The 18,580-nt window shown below is 54.8% G+C and carries 20 protein-coding genes; 16 read left to right on the top strand and 4 right to left on the bottom strand.

The genetic code is table 11. The annotated features are described in order from the left end of the window. Positions 1-142 precede the first annotated feature (142 nt). A complete protein-coding gene (locus ACI2I2_RS09925) occupies positions 143-1,600 on the bottom strand; it encodes a flagellin (protein ID WP_404657761.1) in 1,458 nt (485 codons plus the stop codon). 314 nt (positions 1,601-1,914) lie between these two features. Here ACI2I2_RS09925 and fliD point away from each other — a divergent pair, with 314 nt between their 5' ends. Genes fliD through ACI2I2_RS09910 form a run of 3 tightly spaced genes read left to right on the top strand, consistent with a single transcriptional unit; the run spans position 1,915 to position 4,199 of the window. After that, positions 1,915-3,435, top strand: coding sequence for a flagellar filament capping protein FliD (fliD, locus tag ACI2I2_RS09920; RefSeq protein WP_404657760.1), 1,521 nt, complete (start codon positions 1,915-1,917; stop codon positions 3,433-3,435). A 43-nt stretch (positions 3,436-3,478) separates the two neighbouring features. Then, entirely contained in the window at positions 3,479-3,886 is a 408-nt protein-coding gene (fliS, locus tag ACI2I2_RS09915; protein ID WP_404657759.1) for a flagellar export chaperone FliS, read from the top strand. Then, complete coding sequence (locus ACI2I2_RS09910) at positions 3,879-4,199, top strand: flagellar protein FliT (RefSeq protein ID WP_404657758.1); 321 nt, start codon at positions 3,879-3,881, stop codon at positions 4,197-4,199. The genes fliS and ACI2I2_RS09910 overlap by 8 nt, the downstream gene beginning before the upstream one ends. A 127-nt stretch (positions 4,200-4,326) precedes the next feature. Here the strand turns inward: ACI2I2_RS09910 and ACI2I2_RS09905 are convergent, their stop codons facing one another. The 3 genes from ACI2I2_RS09905 to flgA all read right to left on the bottom strand — a co-directional run bounded on the left by ACI2I2_RS09905 (position 4,327) and on the right by flgA (position 5,862). After that, on the bottom strand, positions 4,327-4,770 hold the full coding sequence (locus ACI2I2_RS09905; RefSeq protein ID WP_404657757.1) for a flagella synthesis protein FlgN: 444 nt from the start codon (positions 4,768-4,770) through the stop codon (positions 4,327-4,329). 20 nt (positions 4,771-4,790) lie between these two features. Next, positions 4,791-5,087 (bottom strand): flagellar biosynthesis anti-sigma factor FlgM, encoded by a 297-nt coding sequence (flgM, locus tag ACI2I2_RS09900; RefSeq protein WP_404657756.1) that lies wholly within the window; start codon positions 5,085-5,087, stop codon positions 4,791-4,793. A 73-nt stretch (positions 5,088-5,160) separates the two neighbouring features. After that, positions 5,161-5,862, bottom strand: coding sequence for a flagellar basal body P-ring formation chaperone FlgA (flgA, locus tag ACI2I2_RS09895; RefSeq protein ID WP_404657755.1), 702 nt, complete (start codon positions 5,860-5,862; stop codon positions 5,161-5,163). A gap of 258 nt (positions 5,863-6,120) precedes the next feature. Between flgA and flgB the strand changes: the two genes are divergently transcribed. The 13 genes from flgB (at position 6,121) to ACI2I2_RS09830 (ending at position 18,494) form a co-directional block, all read left to right on the top strand. Continuing rightward, the gene (flgB, locus tag ACI2I2_RS09890) at positions 6,121-6,534 is read left to right on the top strand and encodes a flagellar basal body rod protein FlgB (protein WP_404657754.1); all 414 of its coding nucleotides are present in this window, start codon (positions 6,121-6,123) and stop codon (positions 6,532-6,534) included. Positions 6,535-6,540: 6 nt separating this feature from the next. Beyond that, on the top strand, positions 6,541-6,945 hold the full coding sequence (flgC, locus tag ACI2I2_RS09885; protein WP_404657753.1) for a flagellar basal body rod protein FlgC: 405 nt from the start codon (positions 6,541-6,543) through the stop codon (positions 6,943-6,945). Positions 6,946-6,954: 9 nt separating this feature from the next. Then, complete coding sequence (locus ACI2I2_RS09880; RefSeq protein WP_404657752.1) at positions 6,955-7,644, top strand: flagellar hook assembly protein FlgD; 690 nt, start codon at positions 6,955-6,957, stop codon at positions 7,642-7,644. Between the two features lie 28 nt (positions 7,645-7,672). Then, the gene (flgE, locus tag ACI2I2_RS09875) at positions 7,673-8,887 is read left to right on the top strand and encodes a flagellar hook protein FlgE (protein ID WP_404657751.1); all 1,215 of its coding nucleotides are present in this window, start codon (positions 7,673-7,675) and stop codon (positions 8,885-8,887) included. Positions 8,888-8,899: 12 nt separating this feature from the next. Beyond that, the gene (locus tag ACI2I2_RS09870; RefSeq protein WP_404657750.1) at positions 8,900-9,637 is read left to right on the top strand and encodes a flagellar basal body rod protein FlgF; all 738 of its coding nucleotides are present in this window, start codon (positions 8,900-8,902) and stop codon (positions 9,635-9,637) included. Positions 9,638-9,657: 20 nt separating this feature from the next. After that, on the top strand, positions 9,658-10,440 hold the full coding sequence (gene flgG / locus ACI2I2_RS09865; RefSeq protein WP_404657749.1) for a flagellar basal-body rod protein FlgG: 783 nt from the start codon (positions 9,658-9,660) through the stop codon (positions 10,438-10,440). Positions 10,441-10,495: 55 nt separating this feature from the next. Then, positions 10,496-11,200: a flagellar basal body L-ring protein FlgH gene (locus tag ACI2I2_RS09860; protein WP_404657748.1), complete on the top strand. Its 705-nt coding sequence runs from the start codon at positions 10,496-10,498 to the stop codon at positions 11,198-11,200. A 1-nt stretch (position 11,201) separates the two neighbouring features. Beyond that, a complete protein-coding gene (locus tag ACI2I2_RS09855; RefSeq protein WP_404657747.1) occupies positions 11,202-12,329 on the top strand; it encodes a flagellar basal body P-ring protein FlgI in 1,128 nt (375 codons plus the stop codon). Continuing rightward, the gene (gene flgJ, locus ACI2I2_RS09850; protein WP_404657746.1) at positions 12,329-13,240 is read left to right on the top strand and encodes a flagellar assembly peptidoglycan hydrolase FlgJ; all 912 of its coding nucleotides are present in this window, start codon (positions 12,329-12,331) and stop codon (positions 13,238-13,240) included. Before ACI2I2_RS09855 ends, flgJ begins: the two co-directional genes overlap by 1 nt. A gap of 107 nt (positions 13,241-13,347) precedes the next feature. Further along, a complete protein-coding gene (gene flgK, locus ACI2I2_RS09845; RefSeq protein WP_404657745.1) occupies positions 13,348-14,988 on the top strand; it encodes a flagellar hook-associated protein FlgK in 1,641 nt (546 codons plus the stop codon). Positions 14,989-14,999: 11 nt separating this feature from the next. After that, positions 15,000-15,890 carry a flagellar hook-associated protein FlgL gene (gene flgL / locus ACI2I2_RS09840; protein ID WP_404657797.1) on the top strand — a complete coding sequence of 297 codons (891 nt, stop codon included), beginning with the start codon at positions 15,000-15,002 and terminating at the stop codon, positions 15,888-15,890. An 81-nt stretch (positions 15,891-15,971) separates the two neighbouring features. Continuing rightward, on the top strand, positions 15,972-17,609 hold the full coding sequence (locus ACI2I2_RS09835; protein WP_404657744.1) for a methyl-accepting chemotaxis protein: 1,638 nt from the start codon (positions 15,972-15,974) through the stop codon (positions 17,607-17,609). 156 nt (positions 17,610-17,765) lie between these two features. After that, complete coding sequence (locus ACI2I2_RS09830) at positions 17,766-18,494, top strand: RNA polymerase sigma factor FliA (RefSeq protein WP_404657796.1); 729 nt, start codon at positions 17,766-17,768, stop codon at positions 18,492-18,494. Positions 18,495-18,580 lie beyond the last annotated feature (86 nt).

Raw genomic sequence — 18,580 nt, 5'->3', positions numbered from 1 at the left:
AGTGCCGAAAAGAGTGAGTTGTAGGCCTGGCAAGCAAAGCGCCGCCGGGCAATGAGCAGACATAAAAAAGCCCTCCAGAGGAGGGCAAATTGGTGCGCGGTATGGAACGCGCACCCAATGAGGTGGTAGGACGCTTTAAGGATTAACGCAGCAGGCTCAGGACGTTCTGAGGAACCTGGTTTGCCTGAGACAGCACGGAGATACCCGCCTGTTGCAGGATGTTAGAACGGCTCATCGCAGACACTTCCACAGAGAAGTCAGCATCCTGAATACGGGAGCGAGCTTCGGTGGTGTTGATAACGGTGGTGTTCAGGTTCGCGATGATAGAACCGAAACGGTTCTGGACGGCACCCAGGTCAGCCTGGAAGTTGGTCACTTCGGTCAGCGCCGAGTCCAGCTTAGCCAGCAGGCTGTCGGCACCGTTGGTCGCTTTAGCCATCGCGTGTTTGTCCACTTCGTTCATCGCAACTGCGGTTGCATCACCTGCTGCATCGACGGTAAAGCTCGTCATCTCACCGTTGGCGTCAACGGCGAAGAATTCATTCGGGTTGCCGCCTTTCGCAGAGTAGATGGTCATGCCGCTGGTTGCTGCGTCAGAACCGAACAGATCGGTGGAGATTTTGTCCAGTTTGGCTGCGTCCAGCTGGAAAGCAGCACCAGTATCATCGGTGATTTCGCCATCCGCTTTGACTTCAGTGAAGTCTTTCAGCTTGCTTGGGCCGTTTTTCAGCGTGTCGAAATCCAGTGCAGTAATTTCTTCGCCTTTAGCCGCGGAACCGACAGTTGCTTTGGCGCCTGTTTCGTCGAAGGTGATCTCCATCTCATAAGCTTTGCCAGTGTTAGTATCGAGCGCATAGAACTTCATGTCAGCACCTGTACCGGAACTCACCAGCTCGATGTCGGTATTGTCATAGCCAGGATCAATGGCTTCGGCAATGGTATCCAGATCGCCCGTGCTGGAATCCCATACCTTGGCGCCACCGAAATCAATGCCTGTTGAGGTTGCTGTAATAGCGGTACCCGCCTTGGCGAACTGAGAGTCTTTCAGGTGATCGGCAATCTTGCCAAACTCTTCAGAGAACTTATCCAGACCCAGAGATTCGATATCCAGCTTTTTCAGGTCGATGTCGATGGTCTGGCCATCTTTGTCGCCGATCTGAATGGTCAGCTTATCTTTAGAACCGTCGAGTACGTTCACGCCGTTGAAGTTGGTGGTATCAGAGATACGCTTGATTTCGTCCAGACGAGCGGTGATTTCTTTCTGGATGGAGTTACGGTCATCGGCAGAGTTGGTGCCGTTTTTCGCCTGAACGGTCAGCTCACGAATACGCTGTAAGTTCTCGGTCACTTCGCCCAGTGCGCCTTCGGTGGTCTGTGCCAGAGAGATACCGTCGTTGGCGTTACGTGCTGCCTGAGTCAGGCCACGGATAGAAGAAGTGAAACGGTTGGAAATCGCCAGACCCGCTGCATCGTCTTTCGCGCTGTTGATACGCAGACCGGAGGACAGACGCTCGATAGCGGTACCCAGAGAGGTCTGAGATTTGTTCAGGTTGTTCTGAGCCATCAAGCTCAGTGAGTTGGTATTAATGACCTGGGCCATATTTATATCCTTTTAAATAAATGAGAACTGCAGTGCAGTTGACAGGGAACTATGCGAGTCATGTTGCGCATAACTTATTTATCGGGGAGGCCGGGTTAGCACTAAAATATTTTTTGTGGTTTTTTTTACATATTGATAATTAGCGGCAAAACTGACGGCAATTATCGCGATAGGCAATATCAATGCCTTAATAAGCGCAATACTGTGTCTTTATCGGGTCGCTGCATTGTTGGTAGAAAGGTAAAAAATTAAACTTACTGCCAGATAATCCGATGGGAATAAGTGATTCCCCACTCTTTATTACAGGACTTATTATGGCTGCTTTCTCTGTGCCGGGCATTGGCGGCTCCGGACTGAATATCCCTGAAATGCTGGCTCAGCTGCAAAAGGCTGAAAGCCAGAAACTGAACCCTTATTTGCTGAAGCAGGATTCTTATAACAACCAGGTGTCGTCCTGGGGCAAAATCTCCAGTTCGCTGGATACCCTTAAAACCACCCTCGGCAAATTGCAGGACGAAGGCTTTAACGGCGTCAGCCTTGGCGATAACAAAACGTTTAAAGCGACAGCAGGCAAAGGGGCCATCCCCAACAGCTACGGCATTGTCGTGAAGCAACTGGCGACGGCGCACAAAATTGGCACCGCTGCGCAGGCCAAAAAAGATGAACTGCTTGGCGATTCTGCTGCCACCCGTACGCTGACTATCACCACCGGTGATGGCAAAAAGATGGACGTTGAGCTGAAGAAAGATGAAACCTCCCTCGAACAGGTCGCGAAAAAGATCAACGCCCAGAACGGCGAAGTGACCGCTGAGGTCCGTGCCGCTGATAACGGGAAGTTCAAGCTGGTGCTGACCTCGAAAAAAACCGGTGAAGACGGGGAGATGACCGTTTCGGTCACGGGTGACAGCAAGCTGGCTGAAGTCCTGGATTACGACCCGGCGAAGCCAAACAACGATCCGGCAGCACCTGGGTACGATCCAAAAAAAGCAGGGCTGATGGTGGCGGCAAAAAATGCCGAGATTGAAATTGACGGCGAGCCTTCTTCCCACAGCTCAAACACCATCAGCGATGCGATCACTGGCATTACCCTTGAGCTGCGCGAAGTGTCACCGGATGATGGTGCTGGCGATCCAAAGGCGGAAACACTTTCCGTCACCGCCGACACCTCGAAGGTGAAAAGCCTGATTGAGGAGTTCGTCAAAAACTACAACAGCTTCCTGAGCGCGGCGGGCACCGCCAGCCTCTACAAAGAGCCGGAAAAAAATGTCAAAGAAGGGGAGCTGGTTCAGCCCAATAAAGACAACGGTGCGCTGTTTGGTGACGGCACGTTACGCCGCCTGACAAGCCAGATGAAATCTTCCGTGGGCGGCAATTTTGGCGAGTCCAGCGACGTGTTCGCCACCCTCGGCAGCCTGGGCATTACCGTCAAGTTTGATGGCAACGTGGGGGACGATCGCACCGGCACGCTGGGCGTCCTGTCCATCGATAATAAAAAGCTCGATGCCGCGCTGAAAGACAATCCTAAAGAAGTGGAAGCGCTGTTCCTGGGCAAAGGCGGCGCGGAAGGGCTGAAGGACCGCATGGACGGCGTGTTTAAAACCTACCTCGGTGACAGCGAATCTGTTTCCAATAAAGAAGGCGCTATCGACTCGGCGATTAAAGGCCTGAAGGCGCAAGAGAAGCGCGTCGCCGCGCAAATCGCCAATGTGGAAAGACGCATTGAAGAGAGCCTCAAGCGTAGCGAAAAAGAGTTTTTGCGCCTCGACAAAGCGATGTCTGAAATGAACAACATGAGCCAGCAGCTGCAGTCTGCGCTGCTCGGGATCATGGGCTAACCCACTCAATCCGGGCAGCTCGCCTGCCCGGCAGGATGTAACGATGTATACCAAAACGGGCAGCAATGCCTACACCGCTGCGAGCCTTGAAAGCCAGGTCGCAGGTGCCACGCCGCATCAACTGATTGTGATGCTGTTCGATGGCGCGATTAACGCCATGCGCCGGGCAGAAATCTATTTTCAGCAGGGCAATATTGCTCGCCGTGGCGAGATGATCTCCCGGGCGATTAACATCATTGATAACGGCCTGCGTGCTGGCCTCAATCATGAGATTGGCGGCAAAATTGCCGAAGATCTCGAAAGCCTGTACGAGTACGTTTCGCGCAATTTGCTGGAAGCGAATCTGACCAAAAACGGCGACAACATGCCGCACCTGATTTCGCTGATGGTTGACCTGTCTGAGACCTGGAAAGCGATTGATCCGTTGAATAAACAGGTGGCGCATGGATAACACCATCATTGCGCAGATTGACGCGCTGATTGCACGCAACAGCGTGTTGTTGTCGTATGCCGAACAGCAGGAGTGGGAAGCGTTCACCAATGAAGTGGAAGACTACTCCCGCGTGCTGAATGAGATAGGGCAGGTGAACTTCAGTCTGCTTGAACAGGCGGTCAAAGAGGCCGCCGTGGAGCGATTAGAAATCCTGCTTGGGGTCGACGCCACCCTGATGCAGTGCATTCAGGCCCGCCTTCATTCATTGAGTACGGAAATGTCCTCATTGCGAAAATCCCGCGCCTCCGCAAATGCCTATACCGCTGTCTGACAGCGGTTTTTTTTATTCCAGATTCGAGACATGTAGGCCCTGCAAGCGCAGCGCCGCTGGGCAATGAATAAAAAAAAAGCCCGCCACAAGGGCGAGCAAAGTATGAGGACAAGACAAGAAAGGACAGTTAAATGCTGATGTTGTACTTCCGACCGGTGGTCGGCTGGCTGGATTCTCCCGCCGGGCCGTAAAGCGTGTTGGTGTGGCCGACCTGCTCGACAACCCGCTGCATGTGCTGGTTTTTCTGCATATGGCTTTGCAGCAACGCTTCCACTTTCAGGTTCAGCGCCTTGGTACTGCGCACTTTCTCAGTCACCTGCTGCCAGCAAACAGAAAGCTTATTCTGCTGCGGATAGGGGGCAACGATAGCCGACAGCTGTTCCTGCTGGCGGCGCAATTCGTCGTAGTACTGGATGGTGGAGAGGAGCTGGCTTTTGTTGTCCGTCAGCACCTGCAGCGAAACCGGGTTAATCTGTGGGCGGTTTAGCTGATTGACCTCTTCAATCATGATCGCCTCCAGCTCATCCAGAGACGTCTTCATTTGTGCCAGTATCGGGTACAGCTTATCCATAAGTGAAAAACGTCCTGCGATTAGTGAAACTGAAACATGTCCTGCACCAGCGAGTGGGCAATTTTTTCGGGGTCTAGCGGTAATTCTCCGGCGGCCAGCGCGGCGCGAATTTCTGCCACGCGGGCATAATCCACATCGCGGCTGTCGTCGGTCTGAATCTGTCGGGTTAATGCGCTCAGGGTGACTTCGCTACCTTTCTCCGCTTGTGCAGGCGCGGTATTAACGCTGTTTTCCTGCTGTGCGTTGCGGGTGCGCAGTTCCTGGCTGTTGCTCAGGCCGTTAACCGGCGCTGTTGGTTTGGTACTTTCAATACTCATCGGTGTCCTCGCCTGTTTTTTCGTTTTGGGCTGTGTATAACCTCTTCATCGGGGATCCACGAAAAAACTAAAATTATTGTCGTAAAAAAATCATCACCTGGCCGTCAGGGGCGACTTTTCCGCTCACAGTCTGGCCGTTGGCGGTTTGCACTCTCAGCGTGTCGTCGATGGCGGCGTTATTCAGCGCCTTGCCCTGACCGCGAATGCGAAAGCCGTTCCCGGTGGTCACCAAATCCACCTGTTGCCCCGCATGCAGCCGCCACTGCTGGCGCAACTGGTTTTGCAAAACTGGCTTCCCGGCGATGAGGGCTCGGGTCAGACGCTGGCCGATAATCTCTTCGGGCTGGAAAATTAACCCCGCAGGCTGTCCGTCGATATTCCCCGTGTGCGGCTCAATGTCGCTTTGTTGAAGGATGGCACCGCTCGGCAGACTCTGGCTTGCCACCCACCAGGTGCCGGAGGCGTTGACGCGAACGGGCAGGAAGATTTTGCGCGTCCCACAGCGGGCAACGACCGTTCTTTTTCCTGTCAGACGGTTATCCTGGCCTGCAACGCTGAGTTCTGGTGTTTCACACACCGCCGCAATTTGCTGCGGGCTGGCAAGCAAAGTAACTGTTCTGACCACGTCGCCTTGCGCCGCAACAGGCTGTTGAAACAGCGCTTCCAGTTTGAGCTGCAAATGCTGTTTTACCGTGTCCGTCGACGGGGCGCTGGCAAAAACCGGAACAGAACAGGCCCAGGTTAGCGCGGCTATTCTGAAGAGAGAGAACGTCATCTTGTTGCCTTTATGAAATAAGCGTAAAGTGTGGCTGAAATAAAGCTGTGATTAAATTATATACGCATCCTAAGCTGATTTATTGCGGCAAATGCTGACACTTTTGTCGCTATTTAAATGCTTCGTTATTTCCCTGTCTTAATATCCATTCTGATTTCGCTAATTACGCATATTTTTGTCGGGTCTTTACAGTGTGATATTTCACCAGCGCTGTCTACACTATCGCGGTTTGGATAAAGCGAGGCAGGAGCCTGTGTAATGGTCAATAAACTTGATGATGCGTTTCGCTTTCAACAGGAAGCGTTGAGTCTGCTTTCGCGCCGCCAGGATGTGCTGGCATCGAATATCGCCAATGCCGATACCCCGGGCTATCTGGCGCGAGATATGGACTTTTCTCAGCAGTTAAAAAATACCATGGCCAACCAGGCCGTGGCGAAAACATCGGTCTCCCTTTCTTTAACGTCGAATAAACATATTGAAGGGAAGTCGGTTCCTTTTGATGACAGCCAGTTGCTGTATCGCGTGCCGGATCAGCCGAGCGCAGATGGCAATACCGTGGACATGGACCGGGAGCGAATTCATTTCGCGGATAATGCCGTGAAATATCAATCCGGGCTGACGTTCCTCGGGGCGGATATTAAGAAAATGATGACTGTATTAAGTCAGGGGTAATGAGCGATGTCGTTATTCAGTGTGTTTGATATTTCGGGTTCGGCGATGGCAGCCCAATCCCGCCGCCTGAACGTCAGCGCCAGCAACATGGCGAATGCCGACAGCGTGGCCGGGCCGGACGGACAGCCGTATCGCGCCCGCCAGGTGGTGTTCGAAGTGGACGCTGCCGCAGGCCAGGACATCGGTGGAGTGAAAGTCAGCGACGTGGTGGAAAGCACGATGCCAGACCGCATGGTGTATGAGCCGGGTAATCCGCTGGCAGATGAACAAGGGTATGTACGCATGCCTAACGTCAACGTGGTGAATGAGATGGTCAACACCATTTCGGCCTCACGCAGCTATCAGGCCAATGTGGAAGTGATGAACTCCGCCAAAACGCTGATGCTGAAAACCTTAACCCTGGGTCAGTAAGGACAAATCATGGCGGTCTCTTCCGTTAACAACAATAACAGCAGCGCCGGGTCGTACGGCACCGGCAACAGCGCAGCCGATCTCTCTCAGAGCTTTATGACGCTGCTGGTGGCGCAGATGCAAAACCAGGATCCCACCAACCCGATGGACAACAACCAGCTTACTTCCCAGTTGGCACAGTTCAACACCGCGGCGGGCATCGAAAAGCTCAACTCCGCGATGGACGGCGTGCAGGGAATGATGGGCTATCTCGGCAGTCTGGGCGCAGCCTCCTGGGTAGGGCGCACCGTGCTGGTGGAAGGCGAACCGAAAGTCGCCTTTGGATCGGGCACAGAGGAAGACGGCGCTGAATTGCCTGACTCCTTCAACTTCATGCTGGATAAGGACGCCGAGACGGTCACCGTCACCCTGACGGACGACCAGGGCAACGCCTATACCGCCGAGCTGAAGAACGTGAAGTCGGGTGTGAAGACTTACAGCCTCGACGATCTCGAAGACTTCAAACCAGAAGCACCGCCTGCGGACAGAGAGTACACCGTGACGCTCGACGCGAAGAGTGCGGAAGGCGAAGCGCCGACGGTCACCTCTCTGGTTCAGGACCAGGTTCAGGGTGTGACGATGACCAAGGATGGCGCAGTGCTTCATTTGCGCGATCGCGATCCGGTCAGTGCCTTCGACGTGTACGTCATTCAAAAATAATTCATTACTTACTCTCTGGAAGCAGATTATGGGTTTTTCACAAGGTTTAAGCGGTCTGAAGGCCGCCTCGAAAGCGCTGGATGTGGTCGGCAACAACATTGCTAACTCACAGACTGCGGGGTTTAAAGCGGGCTCTGTTGCCTTCGCCGATATTTTTGCCGGGGGCACTGGCCTCGGTGTGCAGGTGGGAAGTGTCACCCAGAACTTCAAAGACGGTGGCCTGACCACGGGTAACAGCGCGCTGGATATGGGTATCACCGGGCGCGGTTTCTTCCGTATGCAGACTGAGGGCGGCGGTGTGTTTTACGGCCGCAACGGGCAGTTTGAGCAGGATAAAAACGGCAACATTATCAGCAGCACCAACGGTCTGTTTCTGACGGGCTATCAGGCCAGCGGCACGCCGCCGGTCATCAACCCGGGCTCGCCGATTGGCCCCATCAGAATTCCTTCTGACGATATGCCGCCGTTGGCTTCCACTGCAGGTTCTCTGACAGGTAACCTGCCTGCGGGTGATACCGACCTTCACAGCAAAGCGGACTTTGATTACAAGGACGAAAACACCTTTAACTACCAAAGCCAGGTGGAAGCGTTCGATAGCCTCGGCAACAAGCACACCATTAAGATTTATTACGTGCAGACCGCCGCCGGGGAATGGACAGCGTATTCCCGTAACGAAACCTCGCCGACAGGCCCCAATGACGGATTGACCGAACTGGATCTCGAGTTTGATACCAACGGTAAACTCAAAGGCCCCAATACCAAACTGACCGTCAACGGCGCAGCATTTAATGGTTCGAATCCTCTTGGCGTGGAGATCGATTTCGCCAGCATCACCAAGTACGACAACAGTTATTCCACCAAGCTGGACAAGATAGACGGCTACGGCGCTGGGAAGATGCTGAACTTCACTGTTGGTAAAAGTGGTGAAGTCGTGGTGGTTTACAGCAACGGCGAGCGCCAGAACGTGGCTCAGGTGGTGATGGCCGATTTCGCCAACTCGGGCGGCCTGGCGTCTGAAGGCAACAACCTGTGGTCCGAAACGCCGCAGTCTGGGCAACCGTTCTTTGGCACCTCGGGCACCAGCACGTTCGGCACCATCAGCGGCGGGATGCTGGAGCAATCCAACGTCGAACTGGGCGATGAGATGGTCAACATGATCGTCTTCCAGCGCAACTACCAGTCGAACTCCCAGACCATCAAAACCCAGTCTGAGCTTCTGCAGACGCTGGTTAACCTGCGTTAAGGATAGCTGACGATGGATCGCGCCATATACACCGCCATGAGTGCCGCTAATGCGGCGCTCAACCGTCAGGCGGTCACCTCTAACAACCTCGCCAACAGCTCGACGGCGGGGTTCCGCGCTCAACTGGCGGCCTTTCGCTCAGTGCCGATTGAGGGCGAAACCCTGCGCACCCGCGCGCTGGTGGCGGAGTCTTCGCCTTTTCATGACAACACCATGGGGCCGATTACTCACACCGGACGCAACCTCGATGTGGCGCTGCCGCAGGACGGTTGGTTAGCCGTAGCTCTGCCGGATGGCAGCGAAGGTTACACCCGCAACGGCAGCATCAATGTCGACAGCGAAGGCGCTTTGAGCGTTAACGGCTATCCGCTGATGGGCGATGGTGCGCCGCTGGTGGTGCCGCCGCAGTCTGAAGTGACGATTGCCGCTGACGGTACCCTTTCCTCGCTGGGCGCGGGCGACGATCCGACAGCCGTGGTGCCCGTTGGGCGTCTGAAGATGGTCAACGCAGCAATGAGCGATTTGCTGCACGGCGATAACGGCCTGTTCCAACCCGCCGTGGGTGGCGCGCTGGCGCAGGACGACACGCTGCGCCTCAGCCCGGAATCCCTGGAGGGCAGCAACGTCAGCCCGGTACGGGCGATGACCGAGATGATCGCCACCTCACGCGGCTTCGAGATGAACATGAAGGTCATCCGCACCGCCGACGAGAACGCCCAGAAGGCTAACCAGCTACTAAGCGTGAGCTAATTGCTCACCAGGAGTCACACATGATCCGTTCTTTATGGACAGCAAAAACTGGTCTCGAAGCGCAGCAGACCAATATGGATGTTATTTCCAACAACCTTGCCAACGTCAACACCAACGGCTTTAAGCGCCAGCGTGCAGTGTTCCAGGACCTGCTCTATCAAACCATGCGTCAGCCCGGCGCTCAGGCTTCCGAGCAGACCACGCTGCCAAGTGGTTTGCAACTGGGTACCGGTGTTCGCCCGGTGTCTACCCAGCGTGTTCACACGCAGGGCGGGTTAAACCAGACCGGCAACGAGCTGGACGTGGCGATTGAAGGCAAAGGCTTTTTCTCTGTGCAGATGCCGGATGGCAGCACGGCGTACACCCGCGATGGTCACTTCGACAAAAACGAAAATGGCCAACTGGTGAATGCCGAAGGTCACCCGATTCAACCGGGGATCACAGTGCCAACTGACGCGAAAAAACTGTCTATCAGCCCGGACGGGATTGTCAGCGTCACGCTGGCGAACCAGGCGCAGCCGCAGCAGATTGGACAGCTGACGCTGGCGACCTTCGTCAACGAAGCGGGTCTGGAAAGCCTTGGCGGCAACTTGTATAGCGAAACTCAAGCTTCCGGCGCACCGAACGAACTCAACCCGGGCATGGAAGATGCCGGGACGCTGAAACAGACTTACATCGAAACCTCCAACGTCAACGTGGCGGAAGAGCTGGTGAGCATGATTCAGGTTCAGCGTGCCTACGAAATCAACAGCAAAGCCGTTTCTGCATCTGACCAGATGCTGCAGCGCCTTTCTCAGTTGTAATTCCCTCTCTCTGACGGCCTGAAATCGGGCCGTCAGACCTGTTACCGACACGGAAATGAAAACACTTCTTACGCACTTGCCTTCCCGTTTTGCCCTGCTGACTGGCGCTCTGCTGCTGAGTGGCTGCGCGCATATTCTGCAAAAACCTCTGGTGGAAGGCCCCACGTCGGCAGAACCCTCACCGATGGCACCGGTTGCTGCCGGCGGCTCGCTGTTTATGGCTGGACAAGGCATGAACTACGGCTATCAGCCGATGTTTGAAGACCGACGACCGCGCAACGTTGGCGACACCCTGACCATCCTGTTGCAGGAAAACGTCAGCGCCAGCAAAAGCTCCTCCGCCAGTGCCAACCGTAATGGGTCGGCCGGAATGGGCCTGATTGCGGTGCCGACCAAAATGAACAGCTGGCTGGGTGACGGCAAAGCGGATTTTGACGCCGAAGGCAAAAACGACTTCGCCGGAAAAGGCGGCGCGGCGGCGCGAAACACCTTCACCGGCACGATTACCGTCACCGTCAATCAGCTGCTGCCGAACGGCAACCTGCGGGTGGTCGGCGAAAAGCAAATCGCCATCAATCAGGGCACGGAATTTATTCGCTTCTCCGGAGTGGTGAACCCTCGCACCATCAGCGGCAGCAATACCGTGCCGTCCACCCAGGTGGCGGATGCGCGAATTGAGTATGTCGGCAACGGTTACATCAACGAAGCGCAGACCATGGGCTGGTTGCAGCGTCTGTTCCTGAACCTTTCACCTTTCTGATATGACGATGAAAAAAGAAATAGTCCTGTTTTTTACCGGCATCCTGCTCTACGGCATGATGCTGAGCGTGCCCAAAATGGTTCATGCCGAGCGTATTCGCGATCTGGTGACCGTGCAGGGCGTGCGCTCCAACTCGCTGATGGGTTACGGGCTGGTGGTCGGGCTTGATGGTACTGGCGACCAGACCATGCAGGCCCCGTTTACCGGGCAAAGCCTGAGCAACATGCTTTCTCAACTGGGCATCACCGTGCCGCCTGGCACCAACATGCAGTTGAAAAACATCGCGGCGGTGATGGTGACGGCTGATCTGCCGCCGTTTTCCCGTTCCGGCGACAAAATCGACATTGTGGTTTCTTCGCTTGGAAACGCCAAAAGCCTGCGCGGCGGCACGCTGTTAATGACACCGCTGAAAGCCGCAGATAACCAGATTTACGCCATGGCGCAGGGCAACGTGCTGATTTCCGGCGCGGGTGCTCAGGCGGGCGGCAGCCGTGTGCAGGTTAACCAACTGAACGGCGGGCGAATCAGCGGTGGGGCGACCGTCGAGCGAGAAGTGCCGAATGATTTTGCGACACAGAATGTGGTGCGCCTGCAACTGAACGAATCTGACTTCTCCCTTGCCCAGCAGATAAGCGACGAAATCAACCGTCGTTACAGCGGCGGCGCGGCTATCCCGGAAGATGCCCGTACGGTGCGTCTGTTTGCGCCAGCCGATGGCCCATCGCGCGTGCGTTTCCTGGCGAACATTCAGGATATTCCGCTGCGCGTCAGCGTGCAGGACGCGAAAGTTATTGTGAATTCACGTACCGGATCAGTGGTAATGAACCGCCACGTTTCGCTGGATGCCTGCGCCGTGGCGCACGGTTCACTGACCGTGGAAGTGACACAGAACAACGTTATCAGCCAACCTGATACGCCATTTGGCGGCGGTGAAACGGTCGTTGTGCCGCAAACGGATATTTCGGTGCGCGATCGCGGCGGTTCGCTGCAAAACGTGCGCAGCAGTACCGATCTCAACACTGTGGTACGCGCGTTGAACAACCTGGGCGCAACGCCAAACGAGCTGATGTCTATCTTGCAGGCGATGAAAAATGCAGGCTGTCTGCGGGCGAAGCTGGAGGTGAACTGATGAATGCGGCGGATAAATTTAACCACCCGGCGTTTGATGTCCGTTCCCTCGATACGCTCAAACGTGAGGCCGGGCGTTCGTCGCCCGGCGCACTGAAAGCGGCCGCGCAGCAGATGGAAGGCATCTTCGTGCAGATGATGATGAAAAGCATGCGCGAAGCCACCATCAAGGACGACCTGATGCACAGCCAGTCGTCAGAGATGTTCACCGCGCTGCACGATCAGCAGGTGGCGCAAAACATTGCCGGGAGTGGTCAGCTCGGCTTTGCCGATCTTATCGTCCGTCAGTTAGGCGGGGAAAGCGAAAACCGCAACATCGCCGCGCCAGGAAGCGACCCTCATTCGTTGCCAGCAGCGGCCACCGGCCCACTGCGTTTACCTGCTCGCGTGGCGTTCGAGCAACCGGCTGAAGGCGCGCATCCGTTCATTACGCGCCTGATGCGTCCTGCACAGGAAGCGGCAGAGAAAAGCGGTTTGCATCCGCATCTGATCCTCGCGCAGGCCGCGCTGGAATCCGGCTGGGGGCGGCGTGAAATTCAGACTGCGGACGGCAAGCCGAGCCATAACCTGTTTGGTATCAAGGCCACCGGCGACTGGCAGGGCAAAACGACCGAAATCACCACCACTGAATACCTCAACGGCGTGAAGCGCAAAGTCAAAGCGGCTTTCCGCGTTTACGACTCCTACGAACACGCGCTGTCCGACTACGCGAAGCTGCTGACCAAGAACCCGCGCTACCACAACGTGGTGCAATCCAACAGTGCAGAGCAGGGCGCGAAAGCGCTGCAGGCGGGCGGCTATGCCACCGATCCGGCGTACGCCAAAAAACTCATCACCATCATTCAGAAAGTGAAAGGCGACATTCAGCAGGGCGTGGCGGCTTACCAAAACGACTTGTCGAAAATTTTTTAGCAAAGTCGTTTTAGAGAATTTCGTAATCACCGATGAAAGTAACAGAGCACTGATTTTTTGACCGGCCTGCGGGCCGGGCATCAACAACGGAACCTGTTGGACTCCTTATGAATAACCTCTTTAATATCGCGAGAAGCGGCCTGGCGACGGGGCAAGCAGCCCTTAGCGTGGTCGGCAACAACCTCACCAATAGCATGTCCGGCACCTACAGCCGCCGCGATATCATTATCGGTGAGTCCGGCGGGCTGGCGACGGCACGCGGTTTCTACGGCTATGGCGCACAGGTGGTTGGCGTGCAGCGTGCTTATGACGCGTTCACCAATCACCAGCTGCGTGGCTCTATCTCAACCTACCACGCGTTTCTAGGTCGCCAGGAGCAACTGGCTGATATCGACAACATGCTGGGCGATGAGTCGGACAACGTGTCGGTTTCGCTGAACAACCTGTTCAAAGCGATGGCGACCATGAGCGGCGATGCCGCAGACCCGGCCAACCGCACCGCGGTGTTTAACTCCCTTGGCGTACTGACTCAGCGTTACAACGACAGCGGGAAACGCTTAACCGGTCTGGAAAAAAGTACCAACACCCATATCGAACAAAGCGTTAAGGACATTAACAGCTTCACCGGGCAACTGGCGGAGATCAACACCCAACTGGAGCGTATTCAGGCGCAAAGCGGCACGCCGCCTGCGGATCTGCTGGATCAGCGCGACGATCTGTTAGCTCGCCTGAGCCAGCAAATGGGCATTGAAGTGACCGAAAACCGCGTGAGCGGGCGTGTGGATGTGACCCTGGCTGACGGGCGCCCTCTGGTGTCGGGTGGCAAAAACTTCGAGTTTTCCGCCAGCCCTTCTGCCAGTGACCCGAACAAAGTGATCGTCTCTTACGTCGGCAGCGATGGTGTGGCTTCACCGGTCAACGAAACTAGCTTCACCAAAGGCCGCCTCGCCGGGCTGTTCAAATTCCGCAACGAAGATTTGGCGGTGGCGCGTAATGAGCTGAACCAGATTGCGTTCCAGATGGCCAGCCGCTTCAACGAGCAGAACGGTCAAGGTCTGGATCTGGATGGCAACGTCGGTCAGGACTTGTTCTCGCTGCCGGAAATCAAAGCCATCGCCAATGCCAATAACACCAGCGGCAGCAGCCTCGGCAACATCAACGTCACCGATTACAAAGCCGTGAACGCCGAAGACTATACCATCGGCTTTGACGGCGCTAACTGGACGGTGAAAGGGGCTGATGGGCGCCCGATTACCGTCGATGCGACGGGCGGCACGCTGAAGTTTGACGGTCTGGAAATTGAGATCCCGGCGGGCAGCACCTTCAACGCAGGCGACAGCTTTGTGGTTAATCCTGTGGCGGGTGCGGCAGAAGGGATTTCGCGAGCCATCAAAAACGGCAACGAGATTGCGGCTTCCGATATGGCAGGCGGCGGGGTCAGCAACAACAAAAACCTGGAAGCGATGCTGGAAATCCAGAACGAGAGGCTGATTGGCAAAGCGACCCTGACCGAAGCCTATACCAAACTGGTCGGCACCATTGGTTCGAACGCTCGCGCCGTCAATTCCTCGCTGACCTCGGCCAAAATCGACCTCGACACCAAATACGACACCAAGCAGGCCCTCTCTGGCGTGGATGCCAACGAAGAGACGGTCAACATGCAGATGTTTATGCAGTACTACCAGGCTAACGCCCAGATTCTGGAAACGGCCAACACCATGTTTGACGCGCTGTTGTCGATCAGATAAGGAACTCAATGATGCGATTAAGTACGCTTTATATGTTTAAACAAAGCGCGGACAGCATGGCGAAACGCGTGAGTGATAACAACGATATCTACCTGCGTTTATCCGCCGGGAAATCCTTGCTGCGCGCATCGGACGATCCCGCGGCTGCCACCGATGCGGTGAAATATCAGGACGCGCTGGCCAAGCTTGAGCTGTACAGCACTGTGCGTTCCAGCGTGCGCAATTCACTGCAGCACGAAGACAATACGCTGAGCTCGGTCGGCAACCTGCTGACCACCAATCTGACAGAAAAAATTGTCGCCGCCCAAACCGATACCTATTCGCCAGAAGACCGGGCGGCGCTGGGGAAAGAGATTGAAGGCATTCGTGCCAACTTGCTCGACCTGGCAAACAGCCGCGACGGCAGCGGGCGCTATATTTTCTCCGGTTTTATGACCGACAGGGCACCGTTTGATGCCGATGGCAACTATGTGGGCGGCATCGAAGCACGCAAGCAAACCGTCGCCGAAGGCACCGAAATGACTGTCGGCCATTTGGGTTCAGACGTGTTTGGCGACATCTTCAAAGTGCTGGAAAAAGCCGCCGCTGAACTCCAGAACCCAACCGGTGACCAGGAGCTGAAAGATGCACTGAGCGCCGCGAGTAAAGCCGTCAGTGCAGGCATTACCAAGCTGGGCAAAGCGCAGGCGGAACTGGGTACCAACCTGCAGCAGATTGACGCTTTAGACCTGAGTGGCAACGTCCAAATCAACGACATGATCGTCAACATCCAGAACGCCATCGGTTCGGACTACGGCACCATGACCTCGCTGGTGATGGATTCCAAAATGTCTGAATACGCGCTGAATGCCTCAATGATGGTGTTTCAGGCGATGCAAAAAATGAACCTGTTTACCAAGTAATTCAGGCTTCTTCTCTTTAAACCATCACTGGGCGCCCTCCGCGTACGGGCAGGTTTTGTCCGCGGCGGGCGTACGCTAACTATGTTAAAGAAACTTAATATCTACACGGCTATTAGCCTGATTATCGCGTTATTCGCGATCATGCTGTTTGGCATTACGGCTTTCTCTGTTTTTAATTCCGTCTCCAATAACGGCAATTTCAAACGTATCCTCGTGGCGTCAGACAACAATAACGAGATGCGTGATGCGGCCTATAACATCAGCGCGACGCTGGCAAACGCCAACGGCCTGATGTTGCAGGCTTCACTGGGTAGCACGCTTTCGCCGGAACTGGTGGGGCACACGCAGAAATTACTCAAAAGCGCACACGACAATATCGAAGCGTACATGGCCTCGCCGTTTAACTCTGAAGAAGAGAGTAACGCGGCGGCAGAAGTGAAAAAAGCGTTCGATGCCGTCTATGGTGGCGTTCAGCATAAACTTGATTATCTGCATCGCCCGCAGGAATACACCGGCTCGCTTGAAGATGACATGAAACTGCGTACGGCTCTGCGCACGAAAATTGAAGCCTATAACACCATCACAGATGAGCAGAGTCAGGGTTATATCGACGAAGCCGAGTCCGATTATCAGAACATGATAACGGTAGGCATTATCGTGGTGGTGATGGCGATTGCGATGCTGCTGGCGGTTCGCTATTGGCTGCGCCACACGCTGGTTCGCCGTATGGAAATGACCGTTGAACTGCTGAAAAGAGTGGCGGCAGGCGATCTGAGCAAAGCGGTGGAAGTCGGCAACAACAACGAAATCGGCAAAATGCTGCAAGAGCTGGAGCAGATGCGCACCTCGCTCACCAGCACCATTCTGGGTATTCGTGAAAGCGTGCTGCACATTCACACCAATGCGCAGGAAATTGCCCACGGCAACAACGATCTCTCTTCACGCACCGAAGAGCAGGCGGCGGCGTTGCAGGAAACCGCCGCCAGCATGGAGCAAATCAAAACGACGGTGCGCCAGAATGCGGATAACGCTCATGCGGCGCGTCAACTGGCTGAAAGTGCGAGCAATAATGCCCAGCACGGTGGCGAAGCGATGCAAAGCCTTGAGCAAATCATGGCGCAAATCACTGAAAGCTCGCGTCAGATTGCTGACATCAACGGTGTTATCGACAGCATTGCCAACCAGACCAATATCCTGGCGCTGAACGCGGCGGTGGAAGCTGCGCGTGCCGGTGAGCAAGGGCGTGGTTTTGCGGTGGTGGCGGAAGAAGTTCGTAACCTCGCCAAACGCAGCGCGGACGCGGCAAAAGAGATCAATCAGTTGATCAACACCTGCGTCAGTAATATGGACACCGGTTCACGTCAGGTGAATCAGGCCAGCGTAGTGATGCAGGATATCGTTACCTCGGTGGCGCAAGTGCGGCAAATTATGGGCGAAATCACCTCGGCTTCCGACGAGCAAAGTGCGGGTATCAACCAGATTTCACAGGCAGTGAATGAAATGGATCTCGTCACCCAGCAGAACGCCGCGATGGTAGAAGAAGCGGCCATTGCAGCGGGTGAGCTGGAAGCGCAGTCTGATTCGCTTGAGAAGCTGGTGGCGCAGTTTGTCCTCAGCAACGATGAGAGCGCGGTGAAAACCGTAGCGCAAGCCGACACCGCAGGCCGTCGTGCGCCGACGCTGGCGAAAGATGAAAATGCACAATGGGAAACGTTCTGATCTCAGAATGTCCCGGCGTGTTAGCCATTATCGAGATAAATGTTTTCAGGTTCGCACGAAGTACCAGATTGGGCATTTTTATAAAAGCTTATCGCACTATTTGAATGCTCAGTTTCACCGGATAATTCTCACTGAGAATAATGGGTGGAAGGGAACGTGGACGGGATATACACGGCCGAAGGGCTTGAAGACAAAACGGCATTATGGTCGAAATACCATTATCTGGTCAGGCAGGAAGCATTACGTTTGCAAAAACGCCTGCCGGCCAGTGTCGAACTGGATGATTTAATCCAGGCCGGCGCAATGGGATTTCTTGGCGCCATTGAAAGTTTTGATCCAAAAAAAGGTGTCACGCTGAGCGCCTGGATTATCCAGCGCGTTCGCTGGTCATTGTTGGATGAATTACGTGAACGTGATTGGGTTCCGCGACGAGTCAGAACGCATTCGCGTGAAATAAGCGTCATTATCCAGCAAGTCGAGCAGGAAAAAGGCGGCGAAGCAACGGAATCTGATATTGCTGAACGCATGGGTGTGTCGCTGAGGGAATTTCATCAAATGCTGGCTGACAATAACAGCAGCCAAATGTATTCGATGGATGAGTTGCAGGAAAACTTCGCAGACGTATGGGAAAACAACGGCGATGACAATGCCGCCCTGAATCCGATTAACGAAGCTATCCAGCAGAACCTGATGGAGAACATTGCCGACCATATTCGGATGATCCCCGAACGGGAACAAAGAATATTGCAGCTTTACTACCAGCAAGATTTAAACATGAAAGAAATTGGTTTAGTGCTCGGTATAACCGAAACGCGGGTCAGTCAATTGCATAGCCTGGCAATAAAACGGTTACGAAGCCGCATGGATTATGAAGCACAAGAGTAACAGGTTGGTAACATTAACAATGTTAACATGCTGAATTTACCGCTGTTTTTGTTAAAGGGGTGATTTTTAAGAACGATTAATAACCG

This window comes from Scandinavium sp. NPDC088450 (genome assembly GCF_044900545.1).
Taxonomy (GTDB): domain Bacteria; phylum Pseudomonadota; class Gammaproteobacteria; order Enterobacterales; family Enterobacteriaceae; genus Scandinavium.
This window is presented reverse-complemented; position numbering and strand designations above follow the sequence as displayed.